The sequence below is a fragment of the Novosphingobium sp. JCM 18896 genome (assembly GCF_025938095.1).
GTDB lineage: Bacteria > Pseudomonadota > Alphaproteobacteria > Sphingomonadales > Sphingomonadaceae > Novosphingobium.
The window spans coordinates 14,962-33,490 of the sequence record NZ_JAPCZF010000004.1 but is presented as its reverse complement, the minus strand read 5'-3'; the positions used below and the strand labels follow the sequence as shown (position 1 = coordinate 33,490).

The following is an 18,529-nucleotide window of genomic DNA, read 5'->3' as shown; positions in this document are numbered from 1 at the left end:
ACTGCGCTCATATCTTAGAATTCCGTATAAACCAACAATTGAGCATAACTGGCGCTTATTGGTCAGGTACGACCGGTAATTGGCATCGACGCCCCTTTCCCCACCACAGTCGTCCAAGTCCGCACTTCCCACCGCTCGACCAGCCCCTCAATCACATAGGGATCGCTCGCAGCGAAGCGCTCAGCGGCGGTGGCGTCCTCGGCAGCGAACAGCAGCACGGCGCGGTCGGCCGGATCGAGTGCGCCGCCGAGCAGGAGTTCGCCGCGCGCGACGGCGGCCTGCGCCAGGGCCAGGTGCTCGGCGCGGAACTCCGGGCGGCGTTCGAGGTAGTCGGGGGCGAGGTGGTAGGTCAGCAGGAAGTGTTTCATTCCCGCAGGCTGGCCAAAGCGGCGCGCGGCTGTCAATGGCACGGCTGACAGGAGACAGGGCGATGGCCGGCGACGACGAAGACTACGTGTTCGACGAGGACAGCGGCGAGTGGATGCCGGCTTCCGAGTTCGCGGCCAAACAGGACGCGGCCGATCGGGTCGAGGTGCGCGATGCCGTGGGCAATCTGCTTGCCGACGGCGACCAGGTGACGCTGATCAAGGACCTCGAGGTCAAGGGCGCGGGGCGCACGCTCAAGCAGGGGACATTGATCAAGTCGATCCGACTGACCGGCGACGCGCAGGAGATCGACTGCAAGTTCGAGGGGATCAAGGGCCTGGTCCTGCGCGCGGAGTTCGTGCGCAAGCGGTGAGGGTTTGGGGACACGCCCGATCCTCCCCTGCAAGGGGAGGGGGACCGCCCGCGCAGCGGGTGGTGGAGGGGTGTCACGCTCTCGGAGACGGGGACACCCCTCCGTCATCCCTACGGGATGCCACCTCCCCTTGCAGGGGAGGATCCGCAACCAGCGCTTACGGCTTCGCCGGGCCGGTGAACTTGCGCTTGTCGGTCCAGGCGCAGCCCTGACGCGCCTCGGTGCCGAGTTGGAGCGTGACCGAGAGCGGATAGCTGCGGTCGGACATGCCGTCGCTGCAGGCACTCTCCGTGACCGCCATGTCGAAGGGCTTGCCGGCAATCGCGCCCGAGAAGGCGAGGCCGTTGTTGCCCGCGAAGCGATGCACCGTGACCGCAATGCCCTTGGGCTGCTCGGGGGTTTCGTAGGTCAGCGTGGTACCCGTGACCGTACCCCCCCAGAACGGCTCGGTGCCGGTGAAGTGCAAGGTCTCGTCGGCGCCGACGCCGGTGTAGTTGGTGGCCTTGGAGCCGTCGGCCGGGCTGGTCGCGTCATGCGAACCGCCGTGACCATTGCAGGCGGCGAGCAGAATCAGCGGGAGAGTGGCAAGCAAACGCATCGGAATTCCAGGTACCGGGGGTGCGGGGGCGATGGCCCCCGCGTTCACCCCTTCCTCTACAACCGCCTGTGCCCCTCCACCACCCTGCGGGTGGCCCCCTCCCCGAGCAAGCTCGGGGAGGAATTCGGGTCAGTCGTGCTCGCGGTCGCCCGCGCCCATGTAGAGCTCGCGGCCGGTCTCGTCGTAGACCTTGCTCATTTCCGCCATGCCCTTTTCGGCGTCCTCGGCGGCGACGAAGCCGCTCGACGGCTGGTTCTGCAGCCGCGCGAATTCGCGCACTTCCTGCGTGATCTTCATCGAGCAGAACTTCGGCCCGCACATCGAGCAGAAGTGCGCCGACTTGGCGCCTTCGGCCGGCAAGGTCTGGTCGTGGTACTTCTCGGCCGTGTCGGGATCGAGCGACAGGTTGAACTGGTCGCGCCAGCGGAATTCGAAGCGCGCCTTGCTGAGCGCGTCGTCGCGGACCTGCGCGGCCGGGTGGCCCTTGGCGAGGTCCGCCGCGTGGGCGGCCAGCTTGTAGGTGACCACGCCGACCTTGACGTCGTCGCGGTCGGGCAGGCCCAGGTGCTCCTTGGGTGTGACGTAGCAGAGCATCGCCGTGCCGTACCAGCCGATCTGGGCGGCGCCGATGCCGCTGGTGATGTGGTCATAGCCCGGCGCGATGTCGGTGGTCAGCGGCCCGAGCGTGTAGAACGGTGCCTCGCCGCAGGACTCGAGCTGCTTTTCCATGTTCTCCTTGATCTTGTGCATCGGCACGTGGCCGGGGCCTTCGATCATGACCTGGACGTCCTGTTCCCAGGCGCGCTTGGTCAGTTCGCCCAGCGTGTAGAGCTCGGCGAACTGCGCCTCGTCGTTGGCGTCGTAGATCGAGCCCGGGCGCAGGCCGTCGCCGAGCGAATAGGCGACGTCGTAGGCCTTCATGATCTCGGTGATCTCGTCGAAGCGATCGTAGAGGAACGATTCCTTGTGATGCGCCAGGCACCACTTGGCCATGATCGAGCCGCCGCGGCTGACGATGCCGGTCATGCGCTTGGCGGCGAGCGGCACGTAGGGCAGGCGGACGCCGGCGTGGATCGTGAAGTAGTCGACGCCCTGCTCGGCCTGTTCGATCAGGGTGTCGCGGAAGATCTCCCAGGTCAGGTCCTCGGCAATGCCGCCGACCTTCTCGAGTGCCTGGTAGATCGGCACGGTGCCGATCGGCACGGGGCTGTTGCGCAGGATCCACTCGCGGGTGTCGTGGATGTTGCGGCCGGTCGACAGGTCCATGACCGTGTCGGCGCCCCAGCGGATCGACCAGACCATCTTGTCGACTTCGCTGGCGACGTCCGAGGCCACCGCCGAATTGCCGATGTTGGCGTTGATCTTGACCAGGAAGTTGCGGCCGATCGCCATCGGCTCGCACTCGGGGTGGTTGACGTTCGACGGAATGATCGCGCGGCCGCGGGCCACTTCGTCGCGGACGAATTCGGGAGTCACGTAGTCGGGGATCGAGGCGCCGAAGCTCTCGCCGTCGCGCTTGTATTCGGCGAGGCGGGCGCGGCCGAGGTTCTCGCGCTCGGCGACATATTCCATCTCGGGCGTGATGATGCCGCGGCGGGCATAGTGCATCTGGCTGAGGTTGGCACCGGGCTTGGCGCGCAGCACGCGCTTGGCGACGTTGGGGAACTGCGCGACACCGCCCGAGCGGTCGGGCCCCTTGAGGCCGTTGTCCTCGGGCTTGGTCTCGCGCGCGGCATATTCCTCGACGTCGCCGCGATCGAGCTGCCACTGGCGGCGCAGCGGCGCGAGGCCGGCGGCGATGTCGATCGTCGCATCGGGATCGGTGTAAGGACCCGAGGTATCGTAGACGCGCACCGGCGGCTCACCCGACGTCGGCTCGAGGTGGATCTCGCGCATGGCGACGCGGCGCGGGCCGACATAGATCTTCTTCGAACCGCGAATCGGCCCTGTGGTGACGCCGATCTCGAGGCGGGAATTGATGTCGGCCATATGCGCTCCACTTCCTAAGGACGGAGAATGGGTGCGCCTCAATGTCGAGCGACAACCCTTCCCTCCGCCCGTGCTAACGGGTTCAGGTTCGACGGGTCGTGGGGCGCGACGCCCACCTCTCAGCCGCTTGGCTCCCCGGGGATGGGCTGGACAATAGGCCAGGCGCACGTGCTAGTCCAGCGTCCCCATGACCCTGCTCTACCGTCTCGACGCGCCTGCCGCTGCGATCGCCGCGCATTTCCAGGCGAGCGCGGGGGCCGATCCCTGGGCCGGCGGCCATGTCTCGCCGGGACGATTCGCGCCGGTGGTGACGACGGGACGCGAGTTCGTCGCCGGACCGCGGCCGGAAGGCAGCCGCACCCGGCGGATGATCCCGCGCCTGTGGGGCGTGCCGCCGCCGGCCTCAGCGGGCGATCCCTCGCGCGCCATCGCGACCTTGCGCAATCTCGACAGCCCGTTCTGGATCGGCAACCTCAGGAACAGCGAATTCCGCTGCCTGGTGCCTGCCACCGGCTTCATGGAATGGGGCCCAATCGAGCATAAGGGGGGCGTGACCCACGAAGGCAAGCGCCGCCAGCACTGGATCGCCTGCGCCGACCAGCCGCTGTTCGCCTTCGCCGCCGTGTGGAAGGACAGCGAGGTGCCGAGCTTCGCGCTGGTCACCTGTTCGGCCAATGCCGCGCTGCGCGAAATCGGCCGCGAGACGATGCCCGCGATCCTTCCCGCCGATCCCGCCGCGCAGCACGTCTGGCTCAACGGTGGTTGGGACCGTGCGCGCGATCTGATCGAGCCCTATGCTTCGGGAATGACCGAAATCCGGGGCCTCTGACACAACCTCAAGCGAACTTCAGGTTTCTCAGAAGGTATAGGCGAGCCCACCACCGACGAAGAACTGGCCGCGCTTGCCGCGGATCGCGGTGATCGGCGTCTCGGCCGCACTACCCTGGAGCCGCGAATACTGCGCGCCGACACCCAGCGCGAAGCCGCCGTCGAGGAAATTGCCCGAGAGGTCGATCGCGGTGAAGGCGCCGACATTCCATTCCTTGAAGCCGCCGCGTCCCTGGTATTGCGGCAGCCCGCTCGCGGCACTGCCCGCGGCGTCGATGCCGTAGTTGTACTGCGCATATTTCCGGTCGACGAATTCGGCACCGACGCGCGCGCCGATCACCTGACCCTTCGAGACGGGGGTGAAATAGGTCATGCCCGGCGCGATCACGCGGCCGCCGCCCTTGCCCGAGATGTCCCAGCGCACGTCGGCACCGACCGAGATCCGGTCGAAGGCGGTGAGCACACCCTTGAGCGAGAACCCTGCCGCAACGCCGCCCTCGATAACGCCATCGAGCTTGCCGAGCTGCGCGACCACCGGATCCTTGATCGAACCCGTGCGGTTGGCGCGATAGCGCGCGACGGGGCCGAGGTTGAAGCTGAGCCGCTCGCCCTTCTGATCGGGAATGAAATCGAGCGCCAGGCCCGCCGCGCGCGGATTGATGCCGACGCCGGCGATCCGCCCGAAGACGCCGCCCGCGGGCGTGATCGAGCGATTGTCCGAACCCTCGTAGCTGGGCATCGACACCGCGCCCGCCGCGACCACGAGGAAATCGCCGTCGAACACGCTCGATTCGAGGACGGCGTCGGCCTGGGCAGGGGTTTCGGCCTGCGCCGGGTCGGCAGGCGCGGCTACATCCTGGGCCAAGGCCGGTACGGCGGAAGCGGCGAATGCGATGGCAGGCAGGAGGATGCGGCGCATGGATCTCGCAATGTCTGGTGTGAACGTTCCCCGCCTAACGCGCGAGACTCGGGAAGGTTCGCGACGGGACAGCGCGATCAGGCCGGCTCGTTCTCCGGCGCCGTCGTGTCGCCCACGCCCAGGGCGCGCTGCATGTAGACCACGTCGAGCCAGCGGCCGTGCTTGCGGCCGACGCTCGCCAGCCGCCCCGCCTCGACGAAACCGGCCCGCAGGTGGAGCGCGATCGAGGCCGGCTCGGTCCCAGCGATCAGCGCGATCATCTGGCGCTGCCCGGCTGCCGCGCAAGCCTCGAGCAAAGCCGCGAGCAGCGCCTTGCCGACCCCCTGCCCCAGCCGGTCGTGCGCAATGTAGATCGCATCCTCGCAGGTCCGGCCATAGGCGGCGCGGGCATGGAAGGCGCCCGCATAGGCATAGCCGAGCACCACTCCGTCCGCGTCCTGTGCGATCAGCCAGGGCAGGCCTGCTGCACGTACCTTGGCCATGCGCGCGGCGATCTCGGCGGCCTCGGGCGGTTCGATCTCGAACGTCGCGGTGCCGTGGAGGACGTGATGGGCATAGATTGCCGCGACGGCTTCGGCGTCAGCCGGAGTGGCCGGTCTGATCTGGGCGGGCGCGATTGAGGAATGGCCGGACATGGCCCCAACTATCGCGGCCAACCGCCCTTGGAAAGCGGCAGCGCGCGGAAACGCATGGGAGCAGCGCCGCGGCGGCGCGTTTCACCATTGCGGTCGATCGCAGGTCGGCCGAAGCGAAAGGACAGGACCGATGAAGGCAATCCGCAATCCCATTCTCATGGCCGGCGCAGCCTTGGCGTTCGCGCTCCCGGCTCTCGCGCTTGCCCAGGCGCAGGACAGCGCCGCCAAGGCCGGTGGCGAGGCTTCGGCCGCGAGCGCGCAGACCCCCAAGACCCCCGGCTCGGGCGAGCCCGCAGGCACGACGATGCCCAGCGCGACCGGCCAGAGCCAGACCACTGCCGGCCCAACCACGGTCAGCCCGGGCTCGGCCGATGCCGCCACTGGCACCCCCGACGCCGCGGCATCCGCGGCGACGAGCGGCCCGAGCGCCAATGCCTCGGCGACCGATGCGCAGCAGCCCGCAGCCTCGTCGATGACTCAAGGCGCGGGCATGCCCGATGCCGGCACCGCAGCCAGCGCCCCGGCAGAGGCCAAGGACTATCCGCGCTGCTCGGCGACGGTGACCGACAGCTGCCTGCAGAGTGGCGGCATGGACAAGCCCAAGAGCCGCAAGCGTCGCAACTGAGCGATCCTACCGGGGACGGCCTGCCAGCGCGCGACCGTCCCCGGCGAGATCCAAGATTGCACGGTGGCGGGTTGCGCCTAGGCCGTCTTGCGCTAAACGCTTGGCCCGATGAGCGAGCGTGACTGTGACATCGCCATCCTGGGCGGAGGGCTCGCCGGCGGGCTGATCGCCTTGGCGCTGGCTCGGCTCCGGCCCGAACTCCGCCTCCTCCTGATCGAAAGCGGTCCCCGCTTCGGCGGCGAGCACGTCTGGTCCTTCTTCGCGAGCGATGTCGCGCCCGAACACGGCTGGCTCGTCGACCCGCTCGTCGCCGCGCGCTGGGACGGCTACGAAGTTCGCTTCCCCGCTCATTCGCGCGTGCTGGACACCGGCTATCGCTCGATCGTCAGCGAAAATCTCGACCGCGAGCTGCGCGCCGCGCTTCCCGCCGCGAGCCTCCGCACCGACACTCAGGTGACCGAAGCCGGGCAGGACTTCGTCCGGCTCGCGGACGGAGGGACCTTGCGCGCCGGCGGCGTAATCGACGCCCGCGGCGCCACAGGCCTGCCCCATATGGCCGGCGGCTGGCAGCGTTTCTTCGGCCAGCTCCTACGGCTCGATCGTCCGCACGGCCTGGCGCGACCCGTGGTGATGGATGCCGCGGTCGAACAGGTCGATGGCTATCGCTTCGTCTACCTCCTGCCCTTTTCCGAAACCGATCTCTTCGTCGAGGACACCTATTATACCGATGACCCCAGGCTCGATCCTGCGCAGATGGCAGCGAGACTGCAGGCCTATGTCGCCGCGCGCGGCTGGACCGTGGCCGAAGTGCTGCGCGACGATCGCGGCGTGCTACCCGTGATCGCGCGTGGCGACTTCGCGCGGTTCTGGCCGAATGACGGCGGCGAACCCGCGCGCGCCGGGGTTCGCGCGGCGCTGGTCCATCCGCTGACCTCCTATTCGCTGCCCGACGCCGTGCGCTTCGCGGTTTATATTGCGGGCCTGCCGCAGGTTTCGGGTGCGGCCTTGGCTTCGGCGAGCTATGGCTATGCGCGGGCGCATTGGCGGCAGGGGAGTTTCCACCGAATGCTCACGCGAATGCTGTTCGGCGCCGGCGAGCCGCAAAACCGCTTTCGCATGCTGGAACGCTTCTATCGCCTGCCCCAGCCGCTGATCGAACGCTTCTACGCCGGCCGCTCGACGCCGTCTGACATGCTGCGAATCCTCGCGGGCAAGCCGCCCGTGCCGGTGCTCGGCGCAATGTCGAGCCTGATGGGTGGCGGTCGCCCGCTGGCCGATCTGGGAGCGACGGCATGAAGCGCGCCTGCGTCATCGGTGCGGGTTTCGGCGGGCTCGCGCTCGCGATCCGGCTCCAGTCCTCGGGGATCGAGACCACGGTGGTCGAGGCGCGCGACAAGCCCGGCGGCCGTGCCTACGTCTGGGAGCGCGAGGGCTTCACTTTCGACGCCGGCCCCACGGTCATCACCGATCCCGCCTGCCTGCGCGAGCTGTGGCAGCTTTCGGGCCGCGACATGGCCGAGGACGTCGAGCTGATGCCGGTCATGCCGTTCTACCGGCTCAACTGGCCCGACGGGGTCAACTTCGACTATTCGAACGACGATGCCGCGCTGAACAAGGAGATCGCTCGGCTCTCGCCCGAGGACCTGGCCGGCTATGCCGAGTTCCTCGAATATGCGACCGCGGTCTACGAGGAAGGCTATCTCCGGCTCGGCTCGGTGCCCTTCCTCGATTTCACCGCAATGCTGCGCGCGGCGCCGGCCATGCTCAAGCACCAGGCCTGGCGCTCGGTCTATTCGATGGTCTCGAGCTACATCAAGAACGAGAAGCTGCGCGAAGCCTTCTCCTTCCACACTCTGCTCGTCGGCGGCAATCCGATGACCACGAGCTCGATCTACGCGCTGATCCACAAGCTCGAGAAGGACGGCGGCGTGTGGTGGGCCAGGGGCGGCACCAACAAGCTGATCGCCGCGATGGTCAAGCATTTCGAGCGGCTCGGCGGCGTGCTGCGGCTGCACGATCCCGTGCTCCACGTCCACACCCTGGGCGACCGCGCGACCGAGGTCGAGACCTGCTCGGGCTGGCGCGAACGCTTCGACGCGGTCGCTTCCAACGCCGACATCATGCACACCTATCGTGACCTGCTGGCCGGCACCGCGCGCGGGCCGCAGATGGCGCGCAAGCTCGCGACCAAGCGGTTCAGCCCCAGCCTGTTCGTCGTCCACTTCGGCGTAGAGGGCACCTGGCCGGGCATCCCGCACCACACGATCCTGTTCGGTCCGCGCTACAAGGGTCTGCTCGAGGACATCTTCGACCACGGCGTGCTGCCGCAGGATTTCTCGATCTACCTGCATCACCCGACCGTGACCGATCCCTCGCTGGCGCCGCCGGGCAAGAGCACCTTCTATGCGCTGATCCCCGTGGCCAACCAGGGCAAGCTGCCGATCGACTGGGATACGGTCGGTCCGATGATCGAGAAGCGCGTGCTCGACGAGGTCGGCCGGCGGCTGATTCCCGACATCCACGATCGCATCGTCACCAAGTTCCATTATGCGCCGCGCGACTTCGCGCTCGACCTCAACGCCTATCAGGGCAGCGCCTTCAGCCTCGAGCCGATCCTGACGCAGAGCGCCTGGTTCCGCGGCCACAACCGCGACGACAAGATCAAGAACATGTATCTGGTGGGCGCCGGCACGCACCCGGGCGCGGGCATTCCCGGCGTCGTCGGCAGCGCCAAGGCGACGGCCAGACTGATGGTGGAGGACCTGCGATGAAACGCCTTGCGGTCTATTGCGGCTCGGCCACGCCGGCCGACCCGCGTTATATCGAACTCGCGCGGCATGTCGGCCGCACCCTGGCGACACGCGGCATCGGCGTGGTCTATGGCGGCGGCCGGCTCGGCCTGATGGGCGCGGTCGCCTCGGGCGCGCTCGATGCCGGCGGCGAAGTCATCGGCGTGATCCCGCAGGCTCTGGCCGGCGCCGAGGTGGCCAACCACGATTGCACCGAACTCCATGTCGTCGACGGCATGCATTCGCGCAAGCTGGCCTTCACCGAGCTCTCGGACGGTTTCCTGACGATCCCCGGCGGCGTCGGCACGATGGACGAGCTGTGGGAAGCCGTGTCCTGGGCGCAGCTCGGCTATCACGCCAAGCCCGTGGGCGTGCTCAATGCCTTCGGCTTCTACGACCACCTGCTCGCCTTCAACCGCCACATGGCCGAGGTCGGCTTCGTCCGGCCGATGCACCAGGGCATCATCCTGGCCGAGCACGAACTCGACCTGCTGCTCGACCGCATGGCCGCGCACGAGCCGGTCCAGGCGATTTTCTCGATGAAGGCGAGCGAGCTGTGATCGCGCCAGGTGGATAGGCAGGCGCTCCTCGCCCATGCCGAGCAGTCGATCGCGCGCGGATCCAAGAGCTTCGCCGCGGCCAGCCGCCTGTTCGACCGCGAGACGCGCGAGCGGGTCTGGTTGCTCTATGCCTGGTGCCGCGCCTGCGACGACCTCGCCGATGCGCAGGACCACGGCGGCGCACTCGGCGACCAGGTGGACGCCGCCGCGCGGCTGGCGACGATCCGCGTGCGGACCGACCTGGCTTTCGCCGGTGAGCCGACCGGCGATCCCGCCTTCGACGCGCTGGGCCAGCTTTCGCGCGAATGCGATCTCACCCCGGCGATGGCGCAGGACGTGATCGCCGGTTTCGCGCTCGACGCGGACGGCTGGCGGCCGCGGACCGAGGCCGACATGCTGCGCTACTGCTATCACGTCGCCGGCGCGGTGGGGGTGATGATGGCCGCGGTCATGGGCGTGCCCGCCAGCGACGAGGACACGCTCGATCGCGCCTGCGACCTCGGCTTGGCCTTCCAGCTCGCCAACATCGCGCGCGACGTCGCCGAGGATCATGCGGCCGGCCGCTGCTACCTGCCGTCGGACTGGCTCGACGAAGCCGGGATCACCGCCGAAACGTTAATGAATCCACGCCATCGCCCTGCCCTGGCGGGCATCGTGCGACGTCTCGGCGCGCTCGAAACACGCTATGCGGCCTCGGCCCGGATCGGCGCGCGGCGGCTGAAGTTCCGGCAGCGCTGGGCCGTGCTGGCGGCCGCGGGTATCTATGGCGCGATCCTCCGCGAAGCCTTGCGCCGGGGCGAAACGGCCTTCGATACGCGCATCTCGACCTCGTCCGCCGCCAAGCTCGGCTTCGTCCTGCGCGGCTTCGTCGAAGCGCTCCTGCCGGCCACGAATGGCGGAAAACCGTCACTCTCGCGACGCGAACTCGCAGCCCTTACGACATTTGGTTAACCGCGCCGCCGCGCCCCTTAACAAATCGAATCCGCGACCGTTCTAGGGCTTGAAGCAATCGCTGCATGGGGGATGCGGTTGCGACAGGGATATGACCACTTAGCTACAGGTTCGCACCTATGCCCGCTCTCGCCCAATGCTGGTACACTCGCACCCACGTTCCCGCCGGTCGGAAACACAAGGAGTCCGACGGCTCGTTCTCGGCCGAGTGCCGCTATTGCCAGAAGTCGATCACCAGCTGGAACAAGGGCGCCTGGTATCCGGCCGACGGCTTCAACGTGAGCAAGCTGCGCGACGCGACGAGCGGTCGCTGCCTCTACGTGGTCGACTTCGCCGACGAATTCATCGTCGCGCGCTATCCGATCGATCATCTCAAGACCGCCGCCCAGGTGCGCGACTTCAAGCTCGAACTGCGCGCGGTCCACGGCCTCGACGAATTCGGCGCGACGCTCGAGATCATCGACACCAAGGAAGCCGCCAAGGTCCACTGATCTCAGTGCGGGTGCGCGAGGATGTAGTCTTCGAGCGCTGCCTTCTGCTTGCCGTTCAGCCTTAGCCCCAGCTTGCTGCGCCGCCAGAGGATATCCTCGGCGGTGCTCGCGAATTCGACGTGGCGCACGTAGTCGACCTCGGCCGCGCTGAGGCCGGCACCGAAGGCCTGGCCCAGGTCGTCCCAACCCTTCGCCTCACCCAGCCAGCGCGGTGCGCGCGTGCCATAGGCGCGGGCGATCCGGTCGACGTCGACTTCATCCAGGAACGGATAGTCGGCCGCCAGCCGCGCCTTGAGCTTGGGCAGCCCCTTGATCGTGAAATCGCCCCCGGGCAGCGGCGCGGTCTTGGTCCAGGCACGACCGGGCAGTCCGCCCAGCCGCGGCGCCAGCCGATCGACCGCCTCCTCGGCGAGATGACGATAGGTGGTGATCTTGCCGCCGTAGACGCTGAGCAGCGGCGCGCCTTCCTCGGGATCCGAAAATTCCAGCCGATAGCCACGCGTCGCCGCCTCGGGCTTGCGCGAACCGTCGTTGATCAGCGGCCGCACCCCGGCATAGGACCAGACAACGTCGGCCGGGGTGATCTGCTGCATGAAATAGCGGTTCACCCCCTCGCAGAGATATTCGATCTCCTCGGTGCTCGCCTTCACCGCATCGAGCGGCCCGGTATGATCGGCATCGGTCGTGCCGATCAGGGTGAAGTCGCGCTCGTAGGGGATCGCGAAGAAGATGCGCCCGTCGGGGAGCTGGAAGAAATAGGCGTAGGGGTGATCGAACAGCGCGGGCACGACGATGTGCGAACCGCGCACCAGTCGCATCGCATAGTCGGGCCGCTCGCCCGCCAGGCGCAGCACGTCAAGCACGGCCGGACCGCCGGCATTGACCAGCGAGCGCGCATGGAAATGGCCGACCTGGGTCTTGAGATCCCAGCCGTTCTCCTCGCGGAACGCGGCGAGCACGGGCACCCCGGTCAGCACCTCGGCCTCGTGCTCGCGCGCGTCGAGCGCGTTGAGCACGACCAGCCGCGCGTCGTCGACCCAGCCGTCCGAGTATTCGAAACCCGTGGCGAAGCCGGCCTTGAGCTGCGCCCCGGCCGGATGGCGGTGCAGATCGATCGTCCGCGTCGCCGGCAGCTTCCTGCGGCCGCCGATATGGTCGTAGAGGAACAGCCCGAGCCGCAGCAGCCACTTGGGCCGCAGCCCTTCGACATAGGGCAGCACGAAGCGCATCGGGTGGATGATGTGCGGCGCGATCTTCCACAGCGCCTCGCGCTCGGCCAGTGCCTCGCGCACCAGGCCGAACTCGCGATGCTCGAGATAGCGCAGGCCGCCGTGGATCAGCTTGGTCGAGGCCGAGGACGTGCCGCTGGCCAGGTCGTTCGCCTCGAGCAGCAGCACCTTGGCGCCGCGCCCGGCGGCATCGCGGGCGATGCCCGCGCCGTTGACCCCGCCGCCGATCACCGCGAGGTCGTAGACCGTCTGCATCAGGCCTGCTCGACCTGCCCGTGCAGGCGGCGAAACAGCTTGCCGCGTTCGCTGTACATCACCAGCAGCAGGCACCCCACACCCGCGGTCACCAGCGCCAGGGCCAAAGGCCGCGCCGAGCCGTCATAGGCCTGGCCGATCAGCGCGCCGAGCACCGAGCCGATGACCATGCGCAGGAACACCTGGAGCGAGGCGGCCGCGCCGGCGATCCGCGCGAAGGGCTGCAGCGCGATCGCCGAGAAGTTCGCCGAGATGAAGCCCATGACGCAGAGATTCAGCGTCATGATCGGGATGAACTGCCAGATGGTCTCACCCTCCCCAGAGGCGAAGAATAGCTGGGTCGCACCGAGGAGGATATAGGCGATGACGGCGGCGTGCGAGACGCGCCGCGCGCCGAAGCGCATGACGATGCGCGAATTGGTCAGGTTGGCCATGGCCATGGCAATCGCCATGCCACCGAAGACCAGCGGGAACAGATGGCCCGCGCCGAAATGCTCGGCAACGAGCTGCTGCGAGCTATTGATGTAGCCGAACAGCGCGCCCTGGATCAGCGCCAGTGCGAAGACGTAGCCGATCGCCGCGCGCGTGGTGAAGGCCACCCGCATGTTGCCCGCGATCGCGCGCACGTCGATCGCCTGGCGGAACTCGGGATGGAGCGTCTCGGGCAGCCGCAGCCAGGCCCAGGTGAAGACCGCGGCGCCGAGGCCGGCCATGATCCCGAAGACCCAGCGCCAGTTGCCGAACAGTTCGAGCAGGCCCTGCCCCAGGGTCGGCGCGGCCATCGGCACGATCATGAAGATGACGCTGACCAGCGACTGGGTGCGCGCCATCTTGTCGCCCGAGAAACGGTCGCGGATCGTCGCCGAACTGACCACGATCATGCCCGAGGACAACACGCCGGCGCAGGCGCGCATGGCGAGCAGCGCGTTGAACGTGGGCGCGAGCGCCGCGGCCAGGCTGAACAGGACATAGCCGCCGACGCAGACGAAGAGCACCGGTCGCCGGCCGAAGCGATCGGCCAACGCGCCGGGAAACAGCGAACCGAGCCCCGAGGCGATCAGAAAGATGCCGATGACGAGCTGGCGCTGGTTCGCGCTGTCGACGCCGAGATCGTGCGACATCACGCCGAGCGCGGGCAGCATCGCGTCGATCGCCAGCGCCTGCAGCGCCTGCAGCGAGGCCATCATCGCGACGAACTCGCGCTCGCCCATGGCGAAGGGTTGGGTGCTGGGGGAGGACATGCCGGGGCTATGTGGCCGATGGGGAGCGCGATGGCTAGGGCGAGGCCTGCAAAAAACCTCGCGAGTGGGGCCATGATCGCTACCTTGGCACCATGAGTCCCGACGAAGACCAAGACGACGAGGAGCTTGCGCCAGGCCTGCGCAAGATCATCCACGTCGACATGGACGCCTTCTATGCGAGCTGCGAACAGCGCGACGATCCGTCGCTGCGCGGCCAGCCGGTGGCCGTGGGCGGATCGGCGGCGCGCGGCGTGGTCATGGCCGCGAGCTACGAAGCGCGGAAATTCGGGGTACGTTCGGCCATGCCCTCGGTGACCGCCGCGCGGCTCTGCCCGAGCCTGATCTTCCGCAAGGCGCGCTTCGACGTTTATCGCACGGTGTCGCAGCAGATCCGCGCGATCTTCCACGACTACACGCCGCACGTCGAACCGCTGGCGCTCGACGAGGCCTATCTCGACGTCACCGACGATCTCAAGGGCATCGGCTCGGCCACGCGCATCGCCGAACTGATCCGCGCGCGCATCCGCGAGGAAACCGGCGGACTGACCGCCAGCGCGGGGGTCTCCTACAACAAGTTCCTCGCCAAGCTGGCCAGCGACCAGAACAAGCCCGATGGCATCTGCGTGATCAGGCCCGGAGACGGCGTGCGTTTCGTCGCCGGCCTGCCCGTGCGGCGCTTCCACGGCGTCGGCCCGCGCGGCGCCGAGAAGATGGCGAAGTTGGGCATCGAGACCGGCGCCGACCTTGCCGCCAAGGACATCGCCTTCCTGCGCGCCAATTTCGGCTCCTTCGCCGACTATCTCTACCGCGCAGCACGCGGCATCGACCTGCGTCGGGTCAAGGCCAACCGGCCGCGCAAGTCGCTCGGCGCCGAACGCACTTTCGACCGCGACCTGTCGTCGGGTCCGATGCTGCGCGAGGCGCTCGACAACATCGTCGAGATCATCTGGGACCGTATCGAGCGCGCCGAGGCCAAAGGGCGGACCGTGACGCTCAAGCTCAAGCATTCGGACTTCACCAGTCACACCCGCGCCAAGTCGCTGGCGCAGCCGGTGCCGGACCGGCGCGAATTCACGCGGATCGCCCACGCTCTGCTCGACGAGGTGCTGCCGCTGCCCCAGCCGGTGCGGCTGATGGGGCTTACGCTGTCGGCGATGGAGGGGGAGAAGGAGCCGGCGGAGGAGCGGCCCGACGGACAGTTGTCGCTGTTGTGATCCTCCCCGATACGGGGAGGGGGACCGCGCGCGCAGCGCGTGGTGGAGGGGGCTCTCGGTTGGCGCAGCGTTTGCCGAGGGCCCCCTCCGTCAGCCCTGCGGGCTGCCACCTCCCCGTGCCGGGGAGGATTGGATCTTATCCAACCAACCCGGCAGTTCCCGCCGCAACAGCTCCGGCATCGACGCAGGCAGCGCGTCGGGCGCGAAGCAGGCGGCCTCGACGATCTCGCGGCCATCAGGCTTCGGCGTGCCGGCAAGCCTGCCGGCGACGAGGTGGACGACATTGGTCGCACCGCTCAGCGGTTCCTCGACGACGGCCAGCAGCCAGGCGCCTTCGAGCCGACACCCCACTTCCTCGCCAAGCTCACGCACCGCCGCATGCAAGGAATCCTCGCCGCGGCGCAGGCCGCCGCCGGGGGCCATCCACTTGGTCGAGCCATAGGAATGCCGCACCAGCAGCACCCGCCCCAGGTCATCGAGCGCAAGTACACGGCAACCGTAGATCCGCGGCCGACGCAGCCGCCACCACAGGCGGCGCAAGGCATGGGCCAGGCGATAGGCGGTGCGGTGCAGCGACGCCGGCAGCAAACGGGGGATCAGGTGAAGCATGTCACCGGCTGCCGCGCCGCCGCCAGCAGACGCGCGACGGGCAGGTCGTTGCCCCCGGCCCCAGCTTCCTCGAACAGCGCGCGCTTGTCGGCGCCGCGGATGACGAAGAGCAGGCGGTCCGAATCGAGCAGGGCCGGCAAGGTCAGGCTCAGCCGGTCGAACGGCGCCTCGGGCGGCAGCGGATCGGGGGTCAGGCGGCGCAGCCGCGCGGGATCGTCGGCACGCGGGTCGGTGTTGGGAAACAGCGAGGCGACGTGGCCGTCGCCGCCCATGCCCAGCCAGACCAGCGCGAAATGCGGCGGCTCGGCATTCTCGGCCAAGGGCACGATCCGCGCACCCGCGGGTTCGAGCAGTGCTCGGATGCGGCCGACGTTGCTCGCCGCGTGGCTTTCCTCGACCATCCGGTCGTCGCCGGGCCAGACGGCGATGCGGCTCCAGTCGAGCGGCGCATGCGCGAGCTCGGCGAGGATCGGGAACGGCGTCGAGCCGCCCGGCACCGAGATCGCGATCTCGCCCGGATCGAGCGTCAGCGCGGCTTCGAGCCGCTCGAGCAGCCAGGTGGCGATTTCGACGTCGGATGCGTCGGCGATGATCTCGATCTCGGCCATGACGCCGAGCTTAGCTCAGGACGTCATCGCCTGAAAGAACACGACCAGCGCCGCGAGCAGAAGCACCACACCCATGACCCGGCGCGCGGTGCGCACGCGGCGATCGGCGAATATCTCGGGCAGCAGCCATCCCGCCGCCAGCATCACCGAAGCGCCTGCCGCGCCGCCAATCCCGGCGGGTACCGGCGCCGCGAAGGCGACGCCGATCGCGAAGATCAGGAACCGCGCGGCATCGGTCAGCTGGTGCGCGAGCAGGACAATCGCCAGTGCGCCGAGCGAGGCCGTCGGCTCCTCCATCCGCTTCGTCGCGAAAGGCCAGAGCGATTCGCCCGCGGCGAGGATCAAAGCGATCGCCGCCATGACCAGCCGCGCCTTGGGCACGAGCAGCGGGATCGTGAACGACGCCGCCCAGGCGGCGAAGGCCGCGGTCGCCAGGCTCACCGCGATGCCCGTCAGCAGCACACCCGGACGCGAGCCCTGGTTCGCCGACAGCGCGGCAACGGTCGCCTGGTCGCGCGCGCCGAGGCCCGCCACGAGGACGCAGATGAAGGCGAGGTAGAGGCCGCTCATGCGGCGGGCTTACACGCGCGGCCCGACGCCGTCAGCCCTCTCCGAACCTCCGCCGTCAGCCCTGGCGCGGCTTCTTGAGCATCACCACCAGCGGCGCCACGACCAGGCAGGCGAGGAAGATCAGCCAGAACGAATCGATGTAGGACACCATCAGCGCCTGCCGCGAGATCTCGCGATCGAGCATCGCGATCGACTCGGTGACGCCGAAATCGAACTCGGGCGCGCGCAGGGCCATGGCCGGGCTGTCGGGCCGCACGGTCTCGACCAGCCGCGAATGGACCGTCGCCTCGTTGCGGATCGTCAGGATCTGCAGCGCCGAGATCCACACCGCCGCGCCGAGGTTGCGGATCAGCGAGTTGAACGCCGCGCCCTCGTTGCGCAGCCGCGGCGCGAGGGTGGCGAAGACGGTGATCGTGATCGGCACGAACATCAGCCCCGCGCCGAAGCCCTGGATCACCCCCGAGACGATCACGAGCTCGCTGTCCATCTCCAGGCTGGCGCCCGAGAGCAGCGCCATCGACCAGCCGCAGAAGGCGAGGCCGATGAACAGCATGATCCGCGCATCGACCTTGCCGCTGAGCCGTCCGGCGATCGGCATGGCGATCAAGGTGCCGATCCCGCGCGGCGCGGTGACCAGGCCGACGAGCTCGATCGGATAGTTCATCAGTTCGGCCAGCATCGGCGCGGTCAGCGCGATCACGCCGTACATCAGCCCGCCGAGGAAGAAGCCCAGCAGGTTGCCGATCACGTAGTTGCGATCTTTGAACATGCTCAGATCGACGAAGGGCCGCGCGGTCGTCAGCGAATGGACGACGAACAGGTAGAGTGCGCCCGCGGCGATCGTCGCCTCGATCCAGATCTCGGTCGAGGCGAACCAGTCGAGCAATTGCCCGCGATCGAGCATCAGCTGGAACGAGGCGACCGCGAGCCCGAGCAGCGCGAAGCCCGCCAGGTCGAGCTGCTTGGCCACCTTGTCGCGCGTCTCGTCGAGGATGCCGACGAGCCCGACGAAGGCTGCGATGCCCACGGGAACGTTGATGAAGAAGATCCAGCGCCAGCTGAAATTGTCGGTCAACCAGCCGCCCGCGAGCGGGCCGACGATCGGCCCCAGGATCGCGCCCATGCCCCAGATCGCCATGGCCGAGCCGTGCTTCTCGGGCGGGTTGATGTCGAGCAGGATCGCCTGGCTCATCGGCAGCAGCGAGGCGCCCATGATGCCCTGGAGCAGGCGGAAGGCGATCAGCTGGTCGAGGTTCACCGCCGCGCCGCAAAGCACCGAAGCGATCGTGAAGCCCGCGATCGAGCCGAGGAACACGCGCTTGCGGCCAATCCGCCCGGCCAGCCAGCCCGACAGCGGCGTGAAGGTCGCCGCCATGACGATGTAGGAGGTCAGCACCCAGGTGACCTGCTCACGCGAGGCCGAGGTCGAGGCCTGCATGTGCGGCAGCGCGACATTGGCGATCGTCGCATCGAGCTGCGTCATGAACGCGCCCGACAGCGCGAACAGCGTGATGAGATTGCGGCGCAGCGCGGGGGGATAGGTCTGATTCATCGGCCGGCGCGGGCCTTGCCACGGCCATGGCGGTTTGGCGAGACGCCGAGTCTGGAACGCGGCCGATCGCCCCGGACATTGCACCGACAGTTGCGCGGCCGCGCGGCTGCGTGCAAAGGGACGCCAA

General features: G+C 68.4%; 20 protein-coding genes and 1 riboswitch. Of the genes, 9 read left to right on the top strand and 11 right to left on the bottom strand.

What is annotated here, in order from left to right; all coding sequences use genetic code 11:
• Positions 1 to 62 precede the first annotated feature (62 nt).
• Positions 63 to 368, bottom strand: a complete 306-nt coding sequence (locus OLX23_RS14575; RefSeq protein ID WP_264445745.1) for a YciI-like protein — start codon at positions 366 to 368, stop codon at positions 63 to 65.
• Positions 369 to 430: 62 nt separating this feature from the next.
• Here OLX23_RS14575 and OLX23_RS14570 point away from each other — a divergent pair, with 62 nt between their 5' ends.
• The gene (locus OLX23_RS14570) at positions 431 to 739 is read left to right on the top strand and encodes an alkylphosphonate utilization protein (RefSeq protein WP_264445744.1); all 309 of its coding nucleotides are present in this window, start codon (positions 431 to 433) and stop codon (positions 737 to 739) included.
• A 157-nt stretch (positions 740 to 896) separates the two neighbouring features.
• Here the strand turns inward: OLX23_RS14570 and OLX23_RS14565 are convergent, their stop codons facing one another.
• Both OLX23_RS14565 and thiC read right to left on the bottom strand, forming a co-directional pair.
• Entirely contained in the window at positions 897 to 1,337 is a 441-nt protein-coding gene (locus OLX23_RS14565; RefSeq protein ID WP_264445743.1) for a hypothetical protein, read from the bottom strand.
• Between the two features lie 129 nt (positions 1,338 to 1,466).
• A complete protein-coding gene (gene thiC / locus OLX23_RS14560) occupies positions 1,467 to 3,326 on the bottom strand; it encodes a phosphomethylpyrimidine synthase ThiC (RefSeq protein ID WP_264445742.1) in 1,860 nt (619 codons plus the stop codon).
• Positions 3,327 to 3,367: 41 nt separating this feature from the next.
• A riboswitch (TPP riboswitch) is annotated at positions 3,368 to 3,474 on the bottom strand.
• A gap of 39 nt (positions 3,475 to 3,513) precedes the next feature.
• Between thiC and OLX23_RS14555 the strand changes: the two genes are divergently transcribed.
• The gene (locus OLX23_RS14555) at positions 3,514 to 4,155 is read left to right on the top strand and encodes an SOS response-associated peptidase (RefSeq protein ID WP_264445741.1); all 642 of its coding nucleotides are present in this window, start codon (positions 3,514 to 3,516) and stop codon (positions 4,153 to 4,155) included.
• A 27-nt stretch (positions 4,156 to 4,182) separates the two neighbouring features.
• Here the strand turns inward: OLX23_RS14555 and OLX23_RS14550 are convergent, their stop codons facing one another.
• Entirely contained in the window at positions 4,183 to 5,073 is an 891-nt protein-coding gene (locus OLX23_RS14550) for a MipA/OmpV family protein (RefSeq protein WP_264445740.1), read from the bottom strand.
• A 77-nt stretch (positions 5,074 to 5,150) separates the two neighbouring features.
• Entirely contained in the window at positions 5,151 to 5,708 is a 558-nt protein-coding gene (locus OLX23_RS14545; protein ID WP_264445739.1) for a GNAT family N-acetyltransferase, read from the bottom strand.
• Positions 5,709 to 5,838: 130 nt separating this feature from the next.
• Here OLX23_RS14545 and OLX23_RS14540 point away from each other — a divergent pair, with 130 nt between their 5' ends.
• The 6 genes from OLX23_RS14540 to OLX23_RS14515 all read left to right on the top strand — a co-directional run bounded on the left by OLX23_RS14540 (position 5,839) and on the right by OLX23_RS14515 (position 11,124).
• Complete coding sequence (locus OLX23_RS14540) at positions 5,839 to 6,333, top strand: hypothetical protein (RefSeq protein ID WP_264445738.1); 495 nt, start codon at positions 5,839 to 5,841, stop codon at positions 6,331 to 6,333.
• Positions 6,334 to 6,441: 108 nt separating this feature from the next.
• On the top strand, positions 6,442 to 7,629 hold the full coding sequence (gene crtY, locus OLX23_RS14535; RefSeq protein WP_264445737.1) for a lycopene beta-cyclase CrtY: 1,188 nt from the start codon (positions 6,442 to 6,444) through the stop codon (positions 7,627 to 7,629).
• On the top strand, positions 7,626 to 9,104 hold the full coding sequence (locus OLX23_RS14530) for a phytoene desaturase (RefSeq protein WP_264445736.1): 1,479 nt from the start codon (positions 7,626 to 7,628) through the stop codon (positions 9,102 to 9,104). Before crtY ends, OLX23_RS14530 begins: the two co-directional genes overlap by 4 nt.
• Complete coding sequence (locus tag OLX23_RS14525; RefSeq protein WP_264445735.1) at positions 9,101 to 9,682, top strand: TIGR00730 family Rossman fold protein; 582 nt, start codon at positions 9,101 to 9,103, stop codon at positions 9,680 to 9,682. Before OLX23_RS14530 ends, OLX23_RS14525 begins: the two co-directional genes overlap by 4 nt.
• Positions 9,683 to 9,691: 9 nt before the next feature.
• Entirely contained in the window at positions 9,692 to 10,633 is a 942-nt protein-coding gene (locus OLX23_RS14520) for a phytoene/squalene synthase family protein (RefSeq protein WP_264445734.1), read from the top strand.
• A 119-nt stretch (positions 10,634 to 10,752) separates the two neighbouring features.
• A complete protein-coding gene (locus OLX23_RS14515) occupies positions 10,753 to 11,124 on the top strand; it encodes a hypothetical protein (protein WP_264445733.1) in 372 nt (123 codons plus the stop codon).
• A gap of 2 nt (positions 11,125 to 11,126) precedes the next feature.
• Here the strand turns inward: OLX23_RS14515 and glpD are convergent, their stop codons facing one another.
• Together glpD and OLX23_RS14505 are read right to left on the bottom strand one after the other, a co-directional pair.
• A complete protein-coding gene (gene glpD / locus OLX23_RS14510) occupies positions 11,127 to 12,608 on the bottom strand; it encodes a glycerol-3-phosphate dehydrogenase (protein ID WP_264445732.1) in 1,482 nt (493 codons plus the stop codon).
• The gene (locus OLX23_RS14505; protein ID WP_264445731.1) at positions 12,608 to 13,849 is read right to left on the bottom strand and encodes a multidrug effflux MFS transporter; all 1,242 of its coding nucleotides are present in this window, start codon (positions 13,847 to 13,849) and stop codon (positions 12,608 to 12,610) included. Before OLX23_RS14505 ends, glpD begins: the two co-directional genes overlap by 1 nt.
• A 92-nt stretch (positions 13,850 to 13,941) precedes the next feature.
• Here OLX23_RS14505 and dinB point away from each other — a divergent pair, with 92 nt between their 5' ends.
• Positions 13,942 to 15,063, top strand: coding sequence for a DNA polymerase IV (gene dinB, locus OLX23_RS14500; RefSeq protein WP_264445730.1), 1,122 nt, complete (start codon positions 13,942 to 13,944; stop codon positions 15,061 to 15,063).
• Between the two features lie 90 nt (positions 15,064 to 15,153).
• On the opposite strand, the gene OLX23_RS14495 is transcribed toward dinB, so the two are convergent.
• Genes OLX23_RS14495 through OLX23_RS14480 form a run of 4 tightly spaced genes read right to left on the bottom strand, consistent with a single transcriptional unit; the run spans position 15,154 to position 18,402 of the window.
• Positions 15,154 to 15,672 (bottom strand): NUDIX domain-containing protein, encoded by a 519-nt coding sequence (locus tag OLX23_RS14495; RefSeq protein WP_264445729.1) that lies wholly within the window; start codon positions 15,670 to 15,672, stop codon positions 15,154 to 15,156.
• Positions 15,660 to 16,280 (bottom strand): 6-phosphogluconolactonase, encoded by a 621-nt coding sequence (locus OLX23_RS14490; protein ID WP_264445728.1) that lies wholly within the window; start codon positions 16,278 to 16,280, stop codon positions 15,660 to 15,662. The genes OLX23_RS14495 and OLX23_RS14490 overlap by 13 nt, the downstream gene beginning before the upstream one ends.
• A gap of 15 nt (positions 16,281 to 16,295) precedes the next feature.
• Positions 16,296 to 16,850, bottom strand: a complete 555-nt coding sequence (locus OLX23_RS14485; RefSeq protein WP_264445727.1) for a hypothetical protein — start codon at positions 16,848 to 16,850, stop codon at positions 16,296 to 16,298.
• A gap of 55 nt (positions 16,851 to 16,905) precedes the next feature.
• On the bottom strand, positions 16,906 to 18,402 hold the full coding sequence (locus OLX23_RS14480) for a DHA2 family efflux MFS transporter permease subunit (protein WP_264445726.1): 1,497 nt from the start codon (positions 18,400 to 18,402) through the stop codon (positions 16,906 to 16,908).
• Between the last annotated feature and the right edge of the window lie 127 nt (positions 18,403 to 18,529).